This window comes from Pseudomonas sp. B21-059 (assembly GCF_026016285.1).
Lineage (GTDB): Bacteria > Pseudomonadota > Gammaproteobacteria > Pseudomonadales > Pseudomonadaceae > Aquipseudomonas > Aquipseudomonas danubii.
Genome location: NZ_CP087201.1, coordinates 5,198,276 through 5,218,365 on the forward strand (window position 1 = coordinate 5,198,276; position 20,090 = coordinate 5,218,365).

At 62.6% G+C, this 20,090-nt stretch carries 16 protein-coding genes and 1 tRNA gene; 4 read left to right on the forward strand and 13 right to left on the reverse strand.

Features of this window, described 5'->3' with window-relative positions:
* Positions 1-19 precede the first annotated feature (19 nt).
* The 4 genes from LOY69_RS22925 to LOY69_RS22940 all read left to right on the forward strand — a co-directional run bounded on the left by LOY69_RS22925 (position 20) and on the right by LOY69_RS22940 (position 3,751).
* Positions 20-1,396 carry an L-serine ammonia-lyase gene (locus LOY69_RS22925; RefSeq protein WP_102880676.1) on the forward strand — a complete coding sequence of 459 codons (1,377 nt, stop codon included), beginning with the start codon at positions 20-22 and terminating at the stop codon, positions 1,394-1,396.
* A gap of 40 nt (positions 1,397-1,436) precedes the next feature.
* Positions 1,437-2,561, forward strand: coding sequence for a glycine cleavage system aminomethyltransferase GcvT (gcvT, locus tag LOY69_RS22930; RefSeq protein ID WP_102860575.1), 1,125 nt, complete (start codon positions 1,437-1,439; stop codon positions 2,559-2,561).
* Positions 2,562-2,953: 392 nt separating this feature from the next.
* Positions 2,954-3,166 carry a cold-shock protein gene (locus LOY69_RS22935; RefSeq protein WP_007977299.1) on the forward strand — a complete coding sequence of 71 codons (213 nt, stop codon included), beginning with the start codon at positions 2,954-2,956 and terminating at the stop codon, positions 3,164-3,166.
* Positions 3,167-3,262: 96 nt separating this feature from the next.
* Positions 3,263-3,751 carry an RDD family protein gene (locus LOY69_RS22940; protein WP_102880677.1) on the forward strand — a complete coding sequence of 163 codons (489 nt, stop codon included), beginning with the start codon at positions 3,263-3,265 and terminating at the stop codon, positions 3,749-3,751.
* A 63-nt stretch (positions 3,752-3,814) separates the two neighbouring features.
* On the opposite strand, the gene nadA is transcribed toward LOY69_RS22940, so the two are convergent.
* From nadA to queE, 13 genes are all read right to left on the reverse strand, one after another.
* Entirely contained in the window at positions 3,815-4,873 is a 1,059-nt protein-coding gene (nadA, locus tag LOY69_RS22945) for a quinolinate synthase NadA (RefSeq protein ID WP_102860573.1), read from the reverse strand.
* A 332-nt stretch (positions 4,874-5,205) separates the two neighbouring features.
* Complete coding sequence (locus LOY69_RS22950; RefSeq protein WP_265073627.1) at positions 5,206-5,847, reverse strand: thioesterase domain-containing protein; 642 nt, start codon at positions 5,845-5,847, stop codon at positions 5,206-5,208.
* Positions 5,844-8,912, reverse strand: a complete 3,069-nt coding sequence (locus LOY69_RS22955; RefSeq protein ID WP_265073628.1) for an AMP-binding protein — start codon at positions 8,910-8,912, stop codon at positions 5,844-5,846. The genes LOY69_RS22950 and LOY69_RS22955 overlap by 4 nt, the downstream gene beginning before the upstream one ends.
* Before the next feature lie 4 nt (positions 8,913-8,916).
* Complete coding sequence (locus tag LOY69_RS22960; protein WP_265073629.1) at positions 8,917-9,927, reverse strand: zinc-dependent alcohol dehydrogenase; 1,011 nt, start codon at positions 9,925-9,927, stop codon at positions 8,917-8,919.
* Positions 9,927-11,270 (reverse strand): 3-phosphoshikimate 1-carboxyvinyltransferase, encoded by a 1,344-nt coding sequence (locus LOY69_RS22965; RefSeq protein WP_102880681.1) that lies wholly within the window; start codon positions 11,268-11,270, stop codon positions 9,927-9,929. The genes LOY69_RS22960 and LOY69_RS22965 overlap by 1 nt, the downstream gene beginning before the upstream one ends.
* Positions 11,267-12,475 carry a Coenzyme F420 hydrogenase/dehydrogenase, beta subunit C-terminal domain gene (locus LOY69_RS22970; protein WP_258379201.1) on the reverse strand — a complete coding sequence of 403 codons (1,209 nt, stop codon included), beginning with the start codon at positions 12,473-12,475 and terminating at the stop codon, positions 11,267-11,269. The genes LOY69_RS22965 and LOY69_RS22970 overlap by 4 nt, the downstream gene beginning before the upstream one ends.
* Before the next feature lie 112 nt (positions 12,476-12,587).
* A complete protein-coding gene (locus LOY69_RS22975; RefSeq protein ID WP_102860567.1) occupies positions 12,588-13,055 on the reverse strand; it encodes a GNAT family N-acetyltransferase in 468 nt (155 codons plus the stop codon).
* The gene (locus LOY69_RS22980) at positions 13,056-13,991 is read right to left on the reverse strand and encodes a DMT family transporter (RefSeq protein WP_265073630.1); all 936 of its coding nucleotides are present in this window, start codon (positions 13,989-13,991) and stop codon (positions 13,056-13,058) included.
* 10 nt (positions 13,992-14,001) lie between these two features.
* Positions 14,002-16,872 (reverse strand): AMP-binding protein, encoded by a 2,871-nt coding sequence (locus LOY69_RS22985; protein ID WP_265073631.1) that lies wholly within the window; start codon positions 16,870-16,872, stop codon positions 14,002-14,004.
* 21 nt (positions 16,873-16,893) lie between these two features.
* The gene (locus tag LOY69_RS22990) at positions 16,894-18,132 is read right to left on the reverse strand and encodes an aspartate aminotransferase family protein (protein ID WP_265073632.1); all 1,239 of its coding nucleotides are present in this window, start codon (positions 18,130-18,132) and stop codon (positions 16,894-16,896) included.
* Positions 18,133-18,582: 450 nt separating this feature from the next.
* Positions 18,583-18,658 (reverse strand) — tRNA-Lys (locus LOY69_RS22995).
* Between the two features lie 63 nt (positions 18,659-18,721).
* Positions 18,722-19,423 carry a 7-cyano-7-deazaguanine synthase QueC gene (queC, locus tag LOY69_RS23000; RefSeq protein WP_102860563.1) on the reverse strand — a complete coding sequence of 234 codons (702 nt, stop codon included), beginning with the start codon at positions 19,421-19,423 and terminating at the stop codon, positions 18,722-18,724.
* 1 nt (position 19,424) lies between these two features.
* On the reverse strand, positions 19,425-20,072 hold the full coding sequence (gene queE / locus LOY69_RS23005; protein WP_102860562.1) for a 7-carboxy-7-deazaguanine synthase QueE: 648 nt from the start codon (positions 20,070-20,072) through the stop codon (positions 19,425-19,427).
* Positions 20,073-20,090: the final 18 nt, after the last annotated feature.

Consider the following 20,090-nt stretch of genomic DNA (forward strand, 5'->3'; position numbering starts at 1 on the left):
AAGAAACCGGAGAACCAACATGTCCCTAAGCGTGTTCGACCTGTTCAAGATTGGCATCGGCCCCTCCAGTTCCCACACCGTCGGCCCGATGCGCGCCGCCGCGCGTTTTGTCGAAGGCCTGCGGCGCGATCAACTGCTGGCCAGCACCACCTGCGTCAAAGTCGAGCTGTACGGCTCGCTGGGCGCCACCGGTAAAGGCCATGGCAGCGACAAGGCGGTGCTGCTGGGCCTGGAAGGTGAACACCCGGACACCGTGAACACCGAAAACATCGCCGCACGCCTGCAGCAAATACGCAGCAGCGGACGTATCGATCTGCTCGGCGAACACAGCATTGCGTTCAACGAGAAAGAACACCTGGCAATGATCCGCAAACCCCTGGCCTATCACCCCAATGGCATGATTTTCCGTGCCTTCGATAGCGCCGGTCTGCAGATCCGCAGCCGTGAGTACTACTCCGTTGGCGGCGGTTTCGTGGTCGATGAAGACGCCGCCGGCGCCGACCGTATCGTCGAAGACACCACCCGTTTGACCTTTCCTTTCAGGAACGCCAAGGAGCTGCTGCAGCACTGCAGCACCTACGGCTTGTCCATCAGCCAGGTGATGCTGACCAACGAAAGCGCCTGGCGCCCGGAAGCGGAAACCCGTGCCGGACTGCTGAAGATCTGGCAGGTGATGCAGGACTGCGTGGACGCCGGTTGTCGCAATGAAGGGATTCTGCCCGGCGGACTCAAGGTCAAGCGCCGCGCCGCCGCCTTGCATCGTCAACTGTGCAAACACCCGGAAGCGGCACTGCGCGATGCCCTGTCAGTACTGGACTGGGTCAACCTCTACGCCCTGGCGGTGAATGAAGAAAACGCCAACGGCGGGCGAGTAGTCACCGCCCCTACCAATGGCGCGGCCGGAATCATTCCGGCGGTGCTGCATTACTACATGCGCTTCATCCCCGGGGCCAACGAAGACGGGGTGGTGCGTTTTCTCCTGACGGCGGCCGCCATCGGCATTCTGTACAAGGAAAACGCTTCGATCTCCGGTGCCGAAGTCGGCTGCCAGGGCGAAGTGGGCGTGGCCTGCTCAATGGCGGCCGGGGCCCTGTGCGAGGTGCTCGGGGGCAGCGTGCAGCAGGTGGAGAACGCCGCGGAAATCGGCATGGAACACAATCTGGGATTGACCTGCGACCCGATTGGCGGCCTGGTGCAAGTGCCCTGCATCGAGCGCAACGCCATGGGTTCGGTCAAAGCCATCAACGCGGTGCGCATGGCCCTGCGGGGTGACGGGCAGCATTTCGTCTCCCTGGACAAGGTCATTCGCACCATGCGCCAGACCGGCGCCGACATGAAAAGCAAATACAAGGAAACCGCCCGTGGCGGTCTGGCCGTGAACATTATCGAGTGCTGATGCCCAAGCGACGCATCCGCACATTTTTCAGGAGTTGCCCATGTCCACCGAAACACTGTTGAAAACCCCATTGCACAGCCTGCACCTGGAACTCGGCGCCCGCATGGTGCCGTTCGCCGGCTACGACATGCCGGTGCAGTACCCGCTTGGGGTAATGAAAGAGCATCAGCACACCCGTGAGCACGCTGGTCTGTTCGATGTGTCCCACATGGGGCAGATCCGCTTGAGCGGCGCCAATGCCGCCCAGGCCCTGGAAACCCTGGTGCCGGTAGACATCATCGACTTGCCGGTGGGCATGCAGCGCTACGCCATGTTCACCAACGAACAGGGCGGTATCCTCGACGACCTGATGGTCGCCAATCTGGGCGACGGGCAACTGTTCCTGGTGGTCAACGCAGCGTGCAAGGAACAGGACCTGGCCCATCTGCGCCAGCACATCGGCGATCAATGCGACATCCAACCCCTGTTCGAAGAACGCGCCCTGCTGGCACTGCAAGGACCGGCAGCAGTCACCGTACTGGCACGCCTGGCGCCGGAAGTGGCGCAGATGACCTTCATGCAGTTCAAGCCGGTGCAGGTGCTGGGCGCCGACTGTTTTGTCAGCCGTTCGGGTTACACCGGGGAGGACGGCTTCGAAATCTCGGTACCGGCTGATCAGGCGGAAAAACTTGCCCGGGCGCTGTTGGCCGAGCCGGAAGTGGCGGCCATTGGGCTGGGCGCCCGTGACTCCCTGCGCCTGGAAGCCGGCCTGTGCCTGTATGGCCACGATATGAACAGCGACACCACGCCGATCCAGGCCAGCCTGCTGTGGGCTATCTCCAAGGTCCGCCGTGCCGATGGTGCCAGGGCTGGCGGTTTCCCAGGCGCCCAGGCGATCTTTGCCCAACAGCAAGATGGCGTCAGTCGCAAACGCGTCGGCCTGCTGCCCCAGGAACGGACACCGGTACGAGAAGGCGCGGAAATCGTCGACGCCGAAGGCAACATCATCGGTAGCGTCTGCAGCGGCGGCTTCGGCCCCACCTTGGGCGGTCCATTGGCCATGGGTTACCTCGACGTGAAGCACAGTGCACTTGATACGCCGGTTGCTGCGATAGTTCGTGGGAAAAAGGTGCCAATGCTTGTAAGCAAAATGCCATTCGTGCCACAACGCTACTACCGTGGCTAAAGGACTGTTTCTATAAGTAACGCGGTTGCGTTAGAAGTGCACTAATCTGTAACGCAACCGCCATAAAACAGTGCATATTTTCGATACTGAACGCTACTTATAACGCCCGAAAACAATTGAACAACTCTATCGAATAAGCCCTGCACGCTAGTTCCGCCAAACCTCGGAAAGCTGAGTAAAACCGGGGCTTCGCGGGGCTTGTTTTTTCTCCCATAGTTGGCGTAGAGTTTCCCCACTGTGTTTGCATGGGTCGCTTGGAATCGTGACCTGGGCAGTAGCTAACAAGTTTGCTACAACCCGTTCGACGTCTCTTACTTTCCTGCAACCCAGCCCAGTACTCTTTCATGAGGAAGAGACTGTCATTAATTTTTTAGCGTCAAAGGAAATAAGAAATGTCCCAACGTCAGAGCGGTACCGTCAAGTGGTTTAACGACGAGAAAGGTTTTGGTTTTATCACTCCAGAAAGCGGTCCGGATCTGTTCGTACACTTCCGCGCCATTCAGGGCAACGGCTTCAAGAGCCTGAAAGAAGGCCAAAAAGTGACCTTCATCGCTGTGCAAGGCCAAAAAGGCATGCAGGCTGACGAAGTACAAGCAGAAGCTTAATCGTCTGTAACGAAAAAGCCCCTGATGCTGACATCAGGGGCTTTTTTGTGCGCGCAATTCCGTAAAATGGCTTCTTTTTTCAGTCGAGAGCCTGTCATGTCGAAACATCTGCTAAGCCCCCAAGGCGAATTCCCCGCCGCCGGTCTGGGTCGTCGCCTGGCAGCGATGTTCTATGATTTTCTACTCTGCGTCGCCCTGCTGATTGTCACGGGCGGCCTCTACAAACTGATCCAGATGCAAATCATCGGCGAAACGCGGATGCGCGCCCTGACCGAGTCTGGAGCCCTGGACGGCGATCCACTGTACTCAACCGTACTGCTGTTCGTGCTGTTCGGTTTCTTCGCCAAGTTCTGGACCCATTCCGGACAGACCTTGGGCATGCAAGTCTGGGGCATTCGGGTGCAGAACGCCGATGGCAGCCGCATCAGCCTGTGGCAGGCGCTGTTGCGTTTCATGGTGTCCATCGCGTCCTGGCTGTGCGCCGGCCTGGGCTTCTTCTGGGTGCTGGTGGACAAGCAGAAACGCAGCTGGCACGACATCTATTCCAATACCCAGCTGGTGCGTATCCCCAAGAAAAAGAAATAGCCCGCCACTCACAAAAACGCCCCGACAGATCGGGGCGTTTTCATGACCACGGGAGAAAACCGATCAGGCGTTACCCGCCAGTTTCATCCGCGCCGCCTGGGTAAAGTCCAGCATGCGCTTGAGCGGCCGAACCGCATTAGGGATCAGCGCCGGGTCCACATGGATCTCGTTGCTGCCCTGCTGCAGGCACTGCAAGGTGCGCTCAAGGGTATTCATGGCCATCCACGGGCAATGGGCACAACTGCGGCACGCCGCGCCGTTACCGGCAGTAGGCGCCTCGATGAACACCTTGTCCGGGCACAGCTGCTGCATCTTGTAGAAGATGCCGCGGTCGGTAGCGACGATGAAGGTCTTGTTCGGCAAGCGCTGCGCGGCCGCGATCAACTGGCTGGTGGAGCCAACCGCGTCAGCCAGATCGATCACCGAACTGGGGGACTCCGGGTGCACCAGGATCGCCGCCTCTGGGTACAGCGCCTTCATGTCTTCCAGTTGCTTGGACTTGAACTCTTCATGAACGATGCATGCACCGTCCCAGAGCAGCATGTCGGCACCGGTCTGGCGCTGGATGTAAGTACCCAGGTGCTTGTCCGGCCCCCAGATGATCTTCTCGCCGTTATCCATCAGGCTTTCGACGATCTCCAGGGCGCAGCTGGAGGTGACCACCCAATCGGCGCGGGCTTTGACCGCTGCCGAGGTGTTGGCATACACCACCACGGTACGCTCGGGATGCTGATCGCAAAAAGCCGAGAACTCATCCACCGGGCAACCCAGATCGAGAGAGCAAGTGGCTTCCAGCGTCGGCATCAGCACGCGTTTTTCAGGATTGAGAATCTTCGCCGTTTCCCCCATGAAGCGGACACCGGCAACCACGACGGTCTTGGCCGGATGGGCATTGCCGAAGCGCGCCATTTCCAGGGAGTCGGAAACACAGCCACCGGTTTCTTCGGCCAGGGCCTGAATCACCGGATCACAATAGAAATGTGCAACCAGCACCGCATCCTGAGCCTTGAGCTCGGCAGCGATGGCGGTACGCAGATGGGCCTCTTGCTCAGCGCTCAAGGGTTTGGGCTGCTTGGCGTCGAGGTGGGCTTGAACCAGAAGGCGTTCAGAAATTTGCGTCATGTTCGCAAGACCTGCAGGCGCTTGGGCGCGAAAGTCGAGTATACCACCGGCTCCGGACCGCTTAGGGCCCCGCCGGGAGAGTGAGTTCATCAGGTACGGACAGCATTGGAGCCGCGCAAGGCTACAGAATATCCAGGGTATTCAAAAGCCTATTCTGCCCAACAGCCACGCCCTGCCCCGCCGGCTCCGTATCTGCCCCGGGGCGCGTTCAAGACGCGCCTGGACCGTCGGTCGGGCCGAACACTACCCAGCCCCGGTCCGGCATGCACCACCAGGAGGTGCAAGGAACGACCCAACGGGAACTTCACCCGCCTCGAACAACCCACAACCGCTCACCAAGCGATTCGCGGCAAGGCGCTGCGATCCATAAGCCAGGTCGCCACATCAGGGCTGTTGATCACTGAAGCATGGTGACTCCGCTCATCCCGCCAGTAGCGATTGTCCTGGGCCGGATCGAGGCCCAAGCCCTGGGCCAGCGCCTCGGCGCTGCGGCCAGCAGACAGCAGCACATCCACCGCGCGCCCCTTCAGCGACACGGCCTGCCACTCAGAGAGCAGCAGGATATTGCCGTGGACACAGTCGCGGCTGACCAACTGTGCATCCACCAAGTCGTCGATATAGGCGTACTGCGGGTCGGCTTCCAGGCGCTGGGCAATGGCGGCCGGGGCCAGTCCTCGTAGCTCGGACAGCCGTGGCGGGTCCACCAGCAATACGGGCTGCGGCGCACTTGCCGGGCTCCGCTGTGCCACGCAACAAGCGGCCACATAGGCGCCGAATGAGTAACCCAGCACCGCGTCCACTGTATTCAGGTCGTGCTCCTGGGCAATGTTTCGGGCCAGGGCGCCGACACTGGAATAGGGCCAGTAGTCGCTGTAGTTGACCTGCACCAGCGACACCCGCCCCTTGAGCGCCCGCCCCAGGGCGGAGAAACAGATCGGATGGCCGACAAAGTCGGGAAAGCAGATCAGTTTCATCGCCGTTCCCCCGCCGCGACAAAAGACTCAAGGAAGGCCCGGGCCTGCGGCTCTGGCAAATAGCTGTTGAGCAGCACCTCGCAGCCCTGGGGCGACTTGACCACCGTCAGGTCAAGCAGGGTCTTGGGCCACTCAGTGACCGGGTTGGCGATCCGGGTTTGCAGCCACTGTGCATCACTGGCCGGCAGCTCGACGAAGTTGCACAGGAACGCCGGGGCAAAGCCATACAAGCCCAGCGCAGCCAGTATCTCCTCATAGCCGAGCGCCGCTCGGGCCAGCTTGGCATTCAGGTAATCCATGGTGGCTTGCGGCTCGCAACCCTGGGCAAATCGCCCCGCTGTCAGCGGCACCGGCACGGTGTAAGTGGAAAAACCGCTGATCACCGCCTGCTCGGCCCAGGCGAACAGCAGATTGACAATCGGCGCCTCAATCCCCAGTCCCCCGACACAGCCCTGGCGAAACGCCTGCAACAGGTGGAACAGACGTTGCGGCGAGGCCAGCTTCAGCGGGTCCATGGCCAGCCGCGTCCGCATCTGTACCGCCTGGGCGGTGGCCACTGGCGCTACGACATCGGCCAGCGGCGCATACTCCTCGGCCTCCTGCTCCCAGGCCTCGGTGCCGCCATCTGCCAGGCGCTCATAGTCCTCGACCTGCATCAGGTTGTTACCGATAAAGGAAAAATCCGTCCCCTCCGCTATCAACTGCGGGTCCTGCGCCAACTGCTCAACGCTGCGCAGCAGGCTCAGTTGTCCAACGTGGTTGCCGAGAATGTGATGCAGCCACAGCCCCAGGTGCAGGACACCGTCGATGCGCACCTTGAACAGGCTGCACAGGTCCTGTTCGAACAACGACAGCGGCCGCTGGAGGAAGTGTTCCACACAGGCCTCCTGGCTGGGGAACTCCGCCACGGCGTCCAGCCACAGGCGCGCCGGCGGCTCGGGAGCCAGGTCGAAACAGTACTCGCCCTCGACCCGGGCCACTCGACAGCCCGCTAGCGGATAACGCCGCTTCAGCCCCTGGGCCAGCGCCGCCAGGTCCACTCCGGTGGCCGGCAACTGCTCGGGCCGGAACAGATAGAGCACGTTGTTGGCGCGCAGGTCCTTGTGCAACAGCTCGGCATACACCATCGACAGCTGGCTCTTGTTCAGGCCGATCCAGCGACTGTCACCAGCCGCCTGCAACGGCTCGGGAACGCTACGCAGCGCCTCCCGGGCCTGGCTGGCGGAGGTGGCGCGGACCACGGCAAAACGCCCCAGGTGGCTGTTGATCGAAAACCCTGCATGGGCTTCGGACAGGGACTCCTGCTGCAGCGGCGTGACGTAGTACTGCTCGGTGCCCCTTTCCAGCAACGACGCCAAAACGGGCTGCGCCTGCAGCCAGTCCAGCAACTGCTGCAGGCTGCTCATGCGGTAGAACTGTTCCAGGCCCAGGCCCTCCCGGCCCAGGTGCCGGTTCACCGTATCCACCAGCTTGATTGCCCCCAGTGAGTTGCCTCCGTTGTCGAAGAAACTGCGCTGACGGTCATGAGCGCACACGCCAAAGCGCGCGAGAAAACGCCCCGCTGCCGAATCGTCCACGTCCCGGGGCCGCTGCTCGCCGCACAGGCGCTGCTTCAGTTCAGCGATATCCAGCTTGCCGGACGCCCGCAGGGGAAAGCGTTCAAGCCCGACAAAGCGCTGCGGCAACATGAACGGCGGCAGGCGTTGCCGACCATACTCGGCCAGCGCCCCAGGCTCGACACCGGGGGCTTCCAGGTACACCAGCAGCAACTGCGCCTCGCTCCCCAGATCATCCAGCAGCACCGCACAGTCGAGCATTCCCGGATAACGCTTGAAGGCCGCAGCCACCTCAGTCAACGACAGGCGCTGGCCACGCAACTTGATCTGGTCATCGCTGCGGCCGTGAAAGTGATACAGCCCCTGGCCATCGCGGGAAACCAGATCACCGCTGCGGTAGCAACGCAGCGTCTGGCCCTGCCACGGCCGTTCGATGAAGCGCTCCCGGGTCAGCGCCGCGTCCCCAAGATAACCGGGGGACAGCCCATCTCCGGCAATCAGCAATTCACCGGGCTCATCCACATCGCATTCCTGCCCGTCGGCCCGCACCAGCAGCAAGACAGCATCGTCCACGCCATGGCCGATGGGAATCTCACGGGAGCTGTCAAAGTCCCGGGGAATGGCATAGACACAGGTGCCCATGGTGTTTTCCGTGGGGCCATAACCGTTGTACAGCGTCAGCCCGTCGGCGGCGGCATAGGCCTGCTGGATATGCCCCGCGGACAGCACCTCGCCGCCGACCATCAGCCGCTGGACACCCCGCAGCCAGTCGCGATCGATGTCGATGAAGGTGTTGAACAGGGTCGAGGTCAGCCACAGGCTGTCGACCCCGGCGTCATGGATGTAACGCCGCAGGTGCCCGAGGGTCAGTGGACCGGGGACATGAATATGCAGCTCGCCGCCATTGAGCAGCGCGGTCCAGATCTCGAACTGCGAGGCATCGAAGGTCAGGTTCGAGGCATAGAGCATGCGAAAACCCGGCTGCAACGGAAAGTGTCGCGGGCGGTCGCAAAAGCCCAACACCCCGCGATGGGTGCAGGGAATGATCTTCGGTGCGCCAGTAGTGCCGCTGGAAAAGTTCACGTACACCGGCTCGGCACCGGTTAGCTGCGGCCAGCACGGCCGCTCGTCCGTCGGCGCCAGCAATGGCTCCAGTGCCAGATACCCGGGGCCACCGGCAGCCTCCTGAGTGATGCGCCAATGCACGCCGCTGCGCTCACAGACCGACTGGTTCCACTGGGGCGGATTGCTGCGGTCCAGATAGCAGTACGACAGGCCTGCCCGGACCATGCCCACCAGCAGCACCAGTTGCTCGATCGAACGCTCCACCTCCAGACCCAGGGTGCTGCCCGGCGACAGGCCGAGGCCCAGCAGCCGCGCCGCCACAGCGGCCGAGCGCTGCTCCAGCTCTCGGTAGCTAAGCCGTGCGCCGTTGCAGCTCAGCGCGGTGTCCGTGGCGTGGCGAGCGAAGACTTCATACAGGCGCGAAGCAATAGATAGATGGCCCATGCCGTTAATCGTCCCTGTGCTTGATCAGGTTGATTCCAGGGGCGAAGAACGCCTCTGAGTTGTAGGTCTGCAACGCCTTGTCCAGATTCATCTCGACTCGCTGCAAGTGCTCCAGCCAGGCCTTGCCGGCCACCAGATAGTCGAGGCAGCGCGTGATGTTGCGCTCCACACTGGCTTCCCCCACCGGGCACTGCACGTTCTTGAGGCCATGATGGTAAGCGTCGTCGCGATAACCGTTGCCGCAGCGGGAAACGTTGACGATGTCGATGTTGCCCATTTGCGGCGAGAGCTCCAGGGTCAGGCTGACTCGCCCGACATTCACCAGCCGCGAACGGGTCTGCCCGTTGCCCTCCGGATCGAGCAGCGCCAGCAAGCGCGGAAACAAGGCGCTGATATCGCCATCGATGCACAGGAAGATCCGGGTGAAACGCCCGGCCATCGCCCCAGGCTCGGCCAACAGGTCAAGCACCCGCACCGGCAGGCCCGGATCGATGGCGGCCGGGTTCAGGTCGGCCACCCAGATCTGCGCGTCATGACAGGCCGCCACCAGGCCGAGCATCTTGCCCACCAGGCCCATGCCCACCACCAGGATCTGTTCCCCCGCCTGCAATTGCGCACGGTCCACCGCGTGCACGGCCGTGGCGCCCAGGGTGGCGAGAATCGCCTGGTCCTGAGTCAGTGATGGCGGCACCTTGCACACCAGGCGCTGCGGCACCTGGATCCAGTTGGAATGGGTGGCGATCTTCCAGCCCATGGCCACCACCCGGTCCCCCGGTTGCAAGCCTGCAACCTTGGCCCCCACTGCGTGAACCACCCCGACCGCGCAATAGCCCAGTGGCAACTGCTCGCCCGTCTCGCGAACCTGCTGCAGGTAGTGGCGCTCGGTCCCCGGGCTGACCATGGAATAGTCCACCGCCACCCGCACTTCGGTGGCCGCCAGTGCGGCGAGCGGCGCCTCAAGGGCGATCACGCCATTGGCGCCACAGGCGGTGAGTGTGTAGCAATCGGCGCGCATCAGGCCTCCCGTCCGGTCAGGCGATCCAGGCATTGGGCGAACCCTGGAAAGGAAGTCTGGTAGCAATGCCCTTCGAGGATGGTGGCCTTGAGCCCGTGGGCCAGCAGTAGCACATGGGCAGTCATCGACAGGCGATGATCGCCGAAGGTCGGGATCGCCCCTTGCACCCGCGGTGTCTGCCCGCCCGACACGTGCACGTCGTAGCCCTCGACCCGATAGTCCAGGCCCAGGGCATTGAGCATGCTGCGGGTGGCTGCGATCCGGTCCGACTCCTTGAAGGTCAGTTCGTAAAGGTCACTGAAGGTCGCACTTCCCGGCAGCACGCAGCTGATGGCCAAGGCCAGCGGCACCTCGTCGATCATCGCGTGGAACTGATGCTTGTCGCGCAAGTCGTGGGCCCTGGGTCGGCCACCACCGCGCAGCAGCAGACGCCCCACCGGCTCGCCATGGCGAATGCTGTCCACTTCCAGCGTCAGGTTGAAGCCGCAGGCCAGCAGCCAGTTGAAGAAGCCCAGGCGCGTCGGGTTCAGGCACAGGTTGTCGAAGCTCAGGCACTGCTGCTCCTGGTGGCGGTTGCACAGCAGGAACAGCGCCGCGGGATAGGCAATGGCCGATGGGTCGCGGGGCACGCTGATCTCGGTGGGAATCGCACAGTCACGGGGCTGATAGTGGATCTGCAACTGCTCGTCCTGCAGCCAGTCGCCAAAACTGTTGATGATGCGCTGGGTGTGATCCCGGGCCACCACCGGGTAACGGATCGACATTGGCTTGCGTGCCGCCACCCCGGCAAACAGCAAGGTGCTGATGGCCTGGGCGCTGCCAATCCGGATCTGCGCTGCACCGCCCTGGAACGACGCCTGATGAATGCGGATTGGCAGCGCTCCCGGTCGGCCCAGGTACTCCAGGTGGGCGCCCATCTGGTTCAAGGGCTCGACGATCCAGTCGAAGGGACGATTGCGCAGGGTCTCGTCGCCGTCGACGATGCACGGCACATTGAGCCCCACCAGCATCCCGATCAACAGCCGCGCCGCAGCGCTGGAGGGCCCCAGGTCGACCCGCCGATCATGGGTTGCCTGGGCGAACTCACCGCTGATCTCCAGGGTCTGTGGCGCTTGCCCCGGCGTGACCTCAAGGCCCAGTTGCTGCAGGGCATCGAGCAACAGGGTCACCGCCTTGCCCCGATTCAAGTCCCGCAGGCGCACCGGGTGCCGAGCCAGCGCAGCGAACAGGATCATCCGGTGGCTGATGGACTTGTCCGACGGCAAGTAGTCGTCGATGTTGGCCCAGACCTGCTGTTCACGGTCCAGGGTGAAATCGATGGGCCGGTCCGGATAATCGATCATGGGGTACTCCTGTACTTGGCGGGGTTGATCAGTTCGGCGTCGTCCACCAGTGCTTCGTCGTCGAAGTGGTCGCCCACGCCGGGGCCGGCGGGCAGCACCAGCGGCTGGGTTTCGTAGAAGCGCCGGCGGTTCTTCTTGCGTTCAAGGCCGAGGTTGAAGCCACTCAGGTCGACGCCCCAGCTTTCCAGCCGGCCGTGGGCGATCGCACTGTCCACCAGGGCCTGGCCCCTTTCGGTACGGATCAGCGCACGGCCGTGTTTCTGCTCCTGGGAGCCGTTGAGGCTGGCTTCAAAAATGTTCGGGTCGCCGTCACAGACGCTGACGTCGGCCAGCCCGCTCATCCAGTCACCGCAACTGAGGCAGCGAAAGGTCTTGTTGTCCTTGAGCTTGCCGAGGATTTCCCAGAAATCGATGCCGAAGGTCTGGCTGTCCAGCAGGGTGACTTGCAGGCGCCCGGGGTAATCGCCTTCGCGGTACTTGATGCCGCGGACCTGTTGCGGGTCCTGCCCCAGCACTTCGCTGATGATGCTGCGGGTGCCGGCCGGCAAGGTGTTGGAGGAACAGGCGGTCTCGATCACACAAACGATCTGACTGCGGGCCCAATGGCCGATGGCCGTGTCCCGACGCTGCAACTTGCGGATCGCCTGCACGTGGCAAGCCAGCCCCACCAGGGCGATGCGTGCCTTGGGCTGCTGTTCGTAAACTTCACGCAGGGCATTCAGGTAAGGCGCCAACTGGTAGGTGGACTGGGCATTGTTGATGATCGCCTGTGCGGCGCTGCCCAGCTGCGGGGCACTGCGCCAGCCCTGCTCGGGGTGACGGCCCATGGTCAGGGTCAGGTCCACGGCGAAGTGGTCCCGAGCAGTCAGCAACAAGGTGGTGGCGGTGCCGCCACTGGCCGAGCGCCGGACAATCTGCGGATCGGTGGAGCGCGCGCCGATGGCGTGGCGGCTGATTCCCAGCCAGCGCTCATCGGCACGGCGGGTACGACCGAACAACTCCAGCTCGGCGCGATCGGTATCCGGCTGCAACCCCGGACACACCGCCAGGCACTCGGTGCAACTCCCGCAACTGTCGCCGATGCCCTCCAGCAAAGGCACCACCCGATCCGGGTCGAAGCTGATCAGTTGCTCTGGACACACCAGGGCACAGGCGCCGCAACCGGCACACAGATTCTGATCGAGCACCGTTAGTTTCAATAACATCCCTGTCATCTTGGACAAGCCTCGTGTGCCGTTTCCGGGTGCAGCCGGCCGCGCCCCTGCGAATCAGGAGCGGGCAGAACCTGCAGTGCTGAAGTGGCCGCTGACGGTCAGCTCAAAGCGGGCGTTCCATCTTGATGATTTCGATGGAGACCGGGCTGTTGCCTCGGCTGAAAGTACCTTCGCCGATCTTCTGGAAGCCGTGATGGGCATAGAAGCCTTCGGCCGTCAGGGTCGCCTCCAGGTAGGCGGAGCGGGCACCGCTGGCCCGCAGTCGAGCGAGTGCCACCTCCAGCAAGCGGCTGCCGATACCGCGCCTGGCACCGTCGCCACGCATGAACAACTTGCTGATCTCGTTGCCGTCGAGCTCGACGAAACCTTCGATCTGCTCGCCCTCGGCCAGCCACAACAAGCCCTTTTCCACGGCTTCGCGGTAGGTTTCCGGCGAGCGCCCATCGAGCCACATGCGGATCTGCTGATCGCTGTATTCAGAGGTGCACAGGCGCTCTACCGAGTTGCGGTGGGCCTCGAAAATACCGATCAGATCGTCCGTGGTTGCCTGGCGTATCCGTACATTGCTCATTCAGCTGAACTCCACTTTCTTGGGGGCGGGGTGGTAGCGAAACTTGAAGTTGATCAGGCTGCCCAGCATCACCAGGGCGCTGCCGAGCATCAGGTGCAGGCTCAGGGGCGTCTCCCCCAGCCACGCCGACAGGTAGCTGGCACCAATCGGGTACAGCACGCCGACGTAGCCGGCGTTTTCGGCGCCCATGCGTTTGATCAGGTCGATGAACAGCACGAACACCAATGCCGAACACACCACCCCCAGGTACAGCAGGATGCCGAGGTCGGCCAGGGTTGTGGGCAGTTGCAGCCCCTGGCCGCTGAGCAGCAGGCTGATGGCGTACAGGGCGCAGGCCCAGCCGGACGCGACCTTGTTGATGTGCAGGGTGCCGAGCTGGAAGGTCTTCTGGATATGTTCGGAAAGCACCGAGGCGATGGCCACCGCCAGAAAGGACGTCAGCCCCAGAGCCACCCCAGCCAGCGACAGCGGCCGTCCCGGATCGCCAAGCATGAACACCCCCAGCCCGGCAATGCACACCACTGCGCCGAGCAGGTTGTGCAAGGCCACCGGCACATGCAGGAACACCCGCTTGAGACCGATGATGAAGAAAATAACGAAGGCGCTGAGGCAGGCCATCTGCGCAGCGCCCAGGTAGGCAGTGGCCAGGTAGGCCAGGCCAATGCCGGCATAGAAGTACACCGCCCCCACCGTGGCCATCAGCAGGTAGGCCTTGCGTGCCACCGGTTGCCGGGGGCCAGCGAACAGCCGTTGCCACAACCACAGCACGCCATAGGCGATCAGGAAGCGCAGCATCAGCGACGAGCCGACGTCGCTGCGCTCCACCTGCAGGGAGATGGCGATCCAGTTGGTGGACCAGATCAGCAGGCAACCGAGAAACATCAGCACGGCAACCAGTGAACGAGGTTTCTTGTTGTTATCGGGCATGGCGTTCATGGAGGTTTCTCTAGTTCAAGGCAGTGACGATTCCGCTCAGCAACGACTCCAGGCGCTCGGCGCCGAAGACCTGCGGGTCGTAATCGATTTTCAGCAACAGCTCGCCCGCAGCCAGGTAGCCGGTGAACTCCAGGTGATGGCTGGGGCTGCCCTGCATCAACTGCAGGCTCAAGGGATGCACGCCGACCCGGGCCCCGGGTTGGTTCTCCACGGCGCCGAGGAAGTTGTAGCTGTAGCCACAATCGAACAGGCCCTTGAGCCGCTCGGCCTCGGGCGTGGCGAAATAGCGGTTGCCGAAACTGTGGGCGATCCCCTGGCTGGCCTGCTGGCTGGCCTTGATTGCGCCGGCAATCGCCTGCAGGTCCAGGCTGGTGATCTGCAACACCAGGGGGTAGATCACTGTCAGCCAGCCGAACACGCTGTTGAGCTCGGCGCCACTCTTGTCCAGGGCCCGGCCGTGATCCAGCACATGGACTTTCTGGAACGGGTTGTCGTCGCCCTGGCTCATGGCACGGAGAATTGCCGCCAGCAACAGCTGGCTGGTCTCGGCAACGCCCTGGGCCCACTGCGGCAGGTCGCCGACCGGCCCCAGCGACAGCTCGACACGACGAAAAGCCTCGCGCCGGGGAAACTCGGGCGGCTGCTCCGTCAACGCCCCGCAGCGGCTCCACGGCAGCGCCTCCCAGAACGCCTCATGGGTAGCAGCGGCATGCTCACGCTGGTAGGTCTGCTGCCACTCTTCGAAAGCCGTTGGCCGAGCCCAGCGCTGCATGCACTCCAGGCCCCGTACCAAGCATTCGTCCAGCTCGGAAACCAATAGCATCCAGGAGTACCGATCGACGTGGAACTGATGCCCGGCAATGATCAGGTGGTGGCCATCGGCGTCCTGTTGCTGACTGAAACACAAGTGCTGCCCCTGACTCAGGGAGATGGTCGCGCAGGTCTGGGCCACGGCTTGTTGCAGGTCCGTCGTGGCGGGCAGCAAGCCGAGGTCCTGCACGCCGTGCTCGATGAAGTGATGGCTGAATATCGCCCGCAACGCCTGGCTGACCCGCCCTGGCTCCTCGCCTTCGGCGATATCCAGCACCAGGGCCTGGTTCCAGTGGTCCAGGTCGCTGATCCCGCGACTGAGCAGAAAACGCCGATTGGGCAAGCCAATGGCCTGTGCTCGGGAAACTCCGGGACGGGCCTTGGCCTTCGCTGGCAGAAGCTGCAACTGCCCCAGCGCCTGATCCGACAGCAGCTCTTCCAGGTCCAGCACCAGACCTTTTCTCTTCAGCGTGGCGACCACCTGCAAGGCCCGCAGCGAATCACCGCCATTGTCGATAAAACTCCTGGCCGGGTCCGCACTCTGCCCGCCGAGCACCTGGCCGATGGCCTGCCACAAAGGCTCCGATGCGGCCTCTGTTGACGTTGGTGCCATGGCACTGGCGGCCAGTTGCGCGAGCGCTTGCCGGTCGATCTTGTTATTGCGGTTCAGGGCGAAACGCTCCACCAGCATGAACCGCGCCGGCACCCTGTGCGCGGGTAGCGCGGCCCTGGCGGCCTGACGCAGCAGGTCTTCGTCGAGGCTGGCGTCGCGGGCAATGACAAAGGCCACCAGGGCCACGTTATCCCCCGCCTGATGGGCAATCACGCAGGCTTCCTGCACCTGGGCCAGGGCCTTGAGCTCCGACTCCACCTGAACCAGGCTGACCTTCTGCCCGTTGACCTTGACGATGGAGTCCTTGCGCCCCAGCAGGCGAATGGCGCCATCAGGCAGGCGGCACGCCAGATCGCCGGTGGCATAGCACGGGCGCTGCGGGTCCATGGGGCTGGGCTGGGTCAGCTCGACGATCAGCCCGCTGGCCGGGTCCAGGCGCCGGGCAATCAGGGAGGAATAGAGCAGCAATTCACCCACGCCCTCGCCATAGGGCTGCCCCGGCTCCTGGGCAATCTCCAGGGTTACACCCTCCACCGGGCGATCCAGGGCCCAGGTCGGGTCCTGCAGAGTCTGTCCCTGATCGATCCTGGCGTAGAGCGCGGTGGTGCACTCGGTCGGCCCGTAGGCGTTGAACAATTGCGAACCTGGCGCAAAGGCCTGGTTGAAACGCTGGATGTCCGAGGGGTGGATGATCTCGCCACCGATCACCAACCGCTTGGGCCGGGCGTAAGTGGCGCTGGCGTCGCTGTAGAAGGCTCGCAGGTAGGGCACGGTCATGTGCAGCACGTCGATGTCGTGCTCGGCGATCATTGCCTCGACGGCGGCGAAGTCATGTTCCCGGGGATTGAGGCTGCATAGGGTGGCGCCGGTCTTCAGGCTGGCAAAAATGTCCATCAGGCCGGCGTCCCAGCCAGCGGAAGCCAGTTGCAGGACACGCTGCCCGGGGCCGATACCGACATAGCCGATGTAGTTGTCGATGTGCCGACCCAGGGCCTCGATGCGCTGCACTATGGCCTTGGGCTCGCCGGTGGAGCCGCTGGTGAAGATCACGTACTCCTGGCAGCGCAGCGGGTATGCACGGCCAGGGGCTACGGGCCGGGGCTGCAGTTGCAGCAGATCAAGCACCGCCAAGGAGGCGCTCAGTTGCGCGCCGGGCCGCGTCATGCCATTGAGGATCAGGTTCACGCCCAGGCGCTCAAGCACCGGCGCCAGTTCGTCCAGGTTGCTCGCCGGGTCAATGAACACCACGCGCCGGGCGCTGGACAGGGCCGCGATCAGCGCCGCATACAGGGCCCGGCCATGGCTGGCATACAACGCCACCACCGGCTGCTGCAACCCTTCCAATTCGGCACTGAAAGCCTCGCGCAACTGGTCTAGCTCGGCAAAACCAAGGCGGCCCTGGACATCAATGATTCCTGCAACATCGGTACCCGCCATGCGAGCAAAAGCCTGCAACATGATATCCCTGCCTTGTTGTTATTAGAGGGAGCGGCAAACGCCCTGCAGCGTCTGCATGAATGCCTGGATTTCCTGCCGGGAGATGCTCAGTGGCGGGGTCAGCTTGACCGTCGCCGGATTGCGTCCGCCGGTGCGCACGATCACGCCGTGCTCCAGCAGGCGGTTGCGCAGGGCCAGTACATCACCGCCCTGACCCTGGCCCTCGAAATCGAAGGCGAGCATCAGGCCGCGACCGCGCACATTGACCACCCGTGCATCCTGCCCCCCCTGTTCCTCAAGGGCCTGGCGCAGATAGGCGCCGTTGCTCGCCGCCCACTCCCAAGGTTGCTCCTGGTGGTAGATGTCCAGCACCTTGGAGGCCACGGCGCAGGCCAGGGGCATCAAGGTGAAGGTGGAGGAGTGCTCGGCATACCCCAGGCAGTCCACCAACTCCGGGCGGCCCACCACTGCAGAAATCGGCAGGCCGTTGCCCAGGGCCTTGCCCAGGACCAGCAAGTCCGGCAGTAGCTGCGGGTTGCTGAAAAATGGGGTCCCGGTGCGACCGAAACCGGTGTAGATCTCATCGAAGATGGTGATCACGCCGAAGGTCTTGCCCAGTTCGACAATCGCTTCGAGCAACGCCAGGGGCACCGGGTACATGCCTTCCGCCGCCTGGATCGGTTCGATGATCAGCGCCGCCGGCAAGCGATTGGCCTGATGCGCCTGGCGCAGATCCTCGGCCAGTTGCTCGCGCCACAAGGCGGCTCTGGCCGGGTCCTGGTCGGCATCATAATCCAGGGCCAGGGCGGTCAGTTGCAGGCTGTCGCTACCGGCCAGGTGCTTGCGAAAACCGCGGTTGGAGGTCACCGACAAGGCGCCCTGGGTCTTGCCATGGAAGGAGTTGTGGAAATACACCACGCCCTGGCGTCCGGTCGCGGCGCGGGCAATTTTCAGCGCTACCTCGATCGCCTCGGCACCGGTGACCGCGGCAAACACCGAAGCTTGCGCGTAGGGCACCAGGCCCTCCAGCTTGGCCACCACTTCATGGCGCTGCGGGTTGTCGATGTTCCAGCCGGTATGAATCAGCAGTTCGGATTGACGCTTGAGGACCTCGACCAGGTCATCGCGCTGATAACCCAGGTTGGCGGCGCCGCTGCCACCGGACATGTCGAGAAAGGATTTACCCTGCTCATCGTAAAGAAAGCATCCCTTGCCACGAACAACGGAAGGGCTGGAGGGGGCGCTGCGCTTAACGGATATTGCAACCGCTTCTGTGAACATCCTGTCACCTTGAGTAAGCCGGGCTTGTGACTCACGCACATACTCAGGGACAGATTCGTGCAGGCAGGGCAAAGCCCTGCTGGTTGCGAAGTTACCGACCCTGGTACGTGTTCTCCTTGCCAGGGACGCAACCCCTGTCGGCAATGGCGGCAAGATTTACGCGGGAGGCATTTGCACTGTCAACGAGACCCGCAATTATTTCGAATTTAAAGCGATAACCACTGAAAAAAAGTGGGAATTCAGATAAAGCCCCTGAATTTATCAAGGTTTTTAGGGAGGAGTCGGGCTACCGGCAAAAGGCCAGTCGTTACAGAAACACGGGGCTTTGAGTCGTGGGGAGAGCTGGTGAGTTGAACCATCGCAGCGCGGCAGGGACGTTTTTGCAAGGCAAAAAAAAACCCGGAAATCCTCACTTTCGTGGGCCTTCCGGATTTTCTAAACCGCCAAATATGGTGGGTCGTGTGGGATTCGAACCTACGACCAATTGGTTAAAAGCCAACTGCTCTACCAACTGAGCTAACGACCCGCTGTGTGGTGGCGCGTATAATACTGATTTCTAACGGGAATTCAACACCCTATGTGAAAAAAATCAAAAATAAGGTGTTGGATCGCTGATACCGGCTGCATTGAAGCCCTCCGCACGCAGACGGCAGCTGTCACATTTACCGCACGCATGCCCTCTGTCGTCCGCCTGGTAGCAGGAAACCGTCAGCCCGTAATCCACTCCCAGGCGCACCCCGGCCTTGATGATCTCGGCCTTGCTGAGGTTCTGCAGAGGCGCCTGGATACGGAAGCCCTGCCCTTCGACACCGGCCTTGGTCGCCAGATTGGCCATGCGCTCGAACGCTTCGACGAACTCGGGACGGCAATCCGGGTAGCCGGAGTAATCCACGGCGTTGACGCCAATGAAGATATCCCGCGCCTCCAGGACTTCCGCCCAGCCCAGGGCCAGGGACAGGAATACGGTGTTACGTGCCGGCACATAAGTCACCGGAATACCTTCACCGGGAGTTTCCGGCACATCAATGGAACTGTCGGTCAGTGCCGAGCCGCCGATACCGTTGAGGTTCAGGCCAATCACCTTGTGCTCCACCACGCCCAGATCCCGCGCCACGCGCTCGGCAGCGTGCAACTCGGCACGATGGCGCTGGCCGTAATCGAAACTCATGGTGTAGCAGCGGTAGCCTTCGGCGCGGGCCATGGCCACCACGGTGGCCGAGTCCAGGCCACCGGAGAGCAGGATCACTGCACGTTTTTCGGTCAAGGTTTGGTTCTGTGCTTGCTCAGTCATGTCAGCGCCCCGGCTCATCATTCCAAAGGTATTTGTGCAGCTGCAATTGCAGGCGTACCGGCAGGTTGTCAGCGACGATCCAGTCCGCCAGGTCCCGTGCATTCAGGTCGTGGTGGCTCGGCGAAAACAGCACTTCGCCGGCACGTCGCTCAAGGCCGTACTGGATCAGCTTGGACACGGCCCAGTCATAGTCCTCGCGGGAACAGATGACAAACTTGACCTGATCGTTGGCGGTCAGCAGCTCGATGTTCTCGTAGCGATTGCGATGAGCTTCCTTGGAGCCCGGCGTCTTCAGATCAAGGATCCGACTGACGCGCTGATCCACGGCCGAGATATCCAGGGCGCCGCTGGTTTCCAGCGACACTTCATAACCGGCATCGCACAGCTGCTTGAGCAAGGGAATGGCATTGGGTTGGGCCAGCGGCTCGCCGCCGGTGACGCAGACGTAACGCGGACGGAAATCGGCAACCTGCTCCAGCAGGCTGTCGAGAGTACGCAGGGTGCCGCCGCTGAAGGCGTAGGCACTGTCGCAGTATTGGCAACGCAACGGACAACCGGTCAGGCGCACAAAAACCGTGGGCAGCCCGGCAGTCCGAGTTTCCCCCTGCAACGAGTAGAAAACTTCGGTGATTCTCAATGTGTCTTGCATAGTCGCCACGGGCGTAAC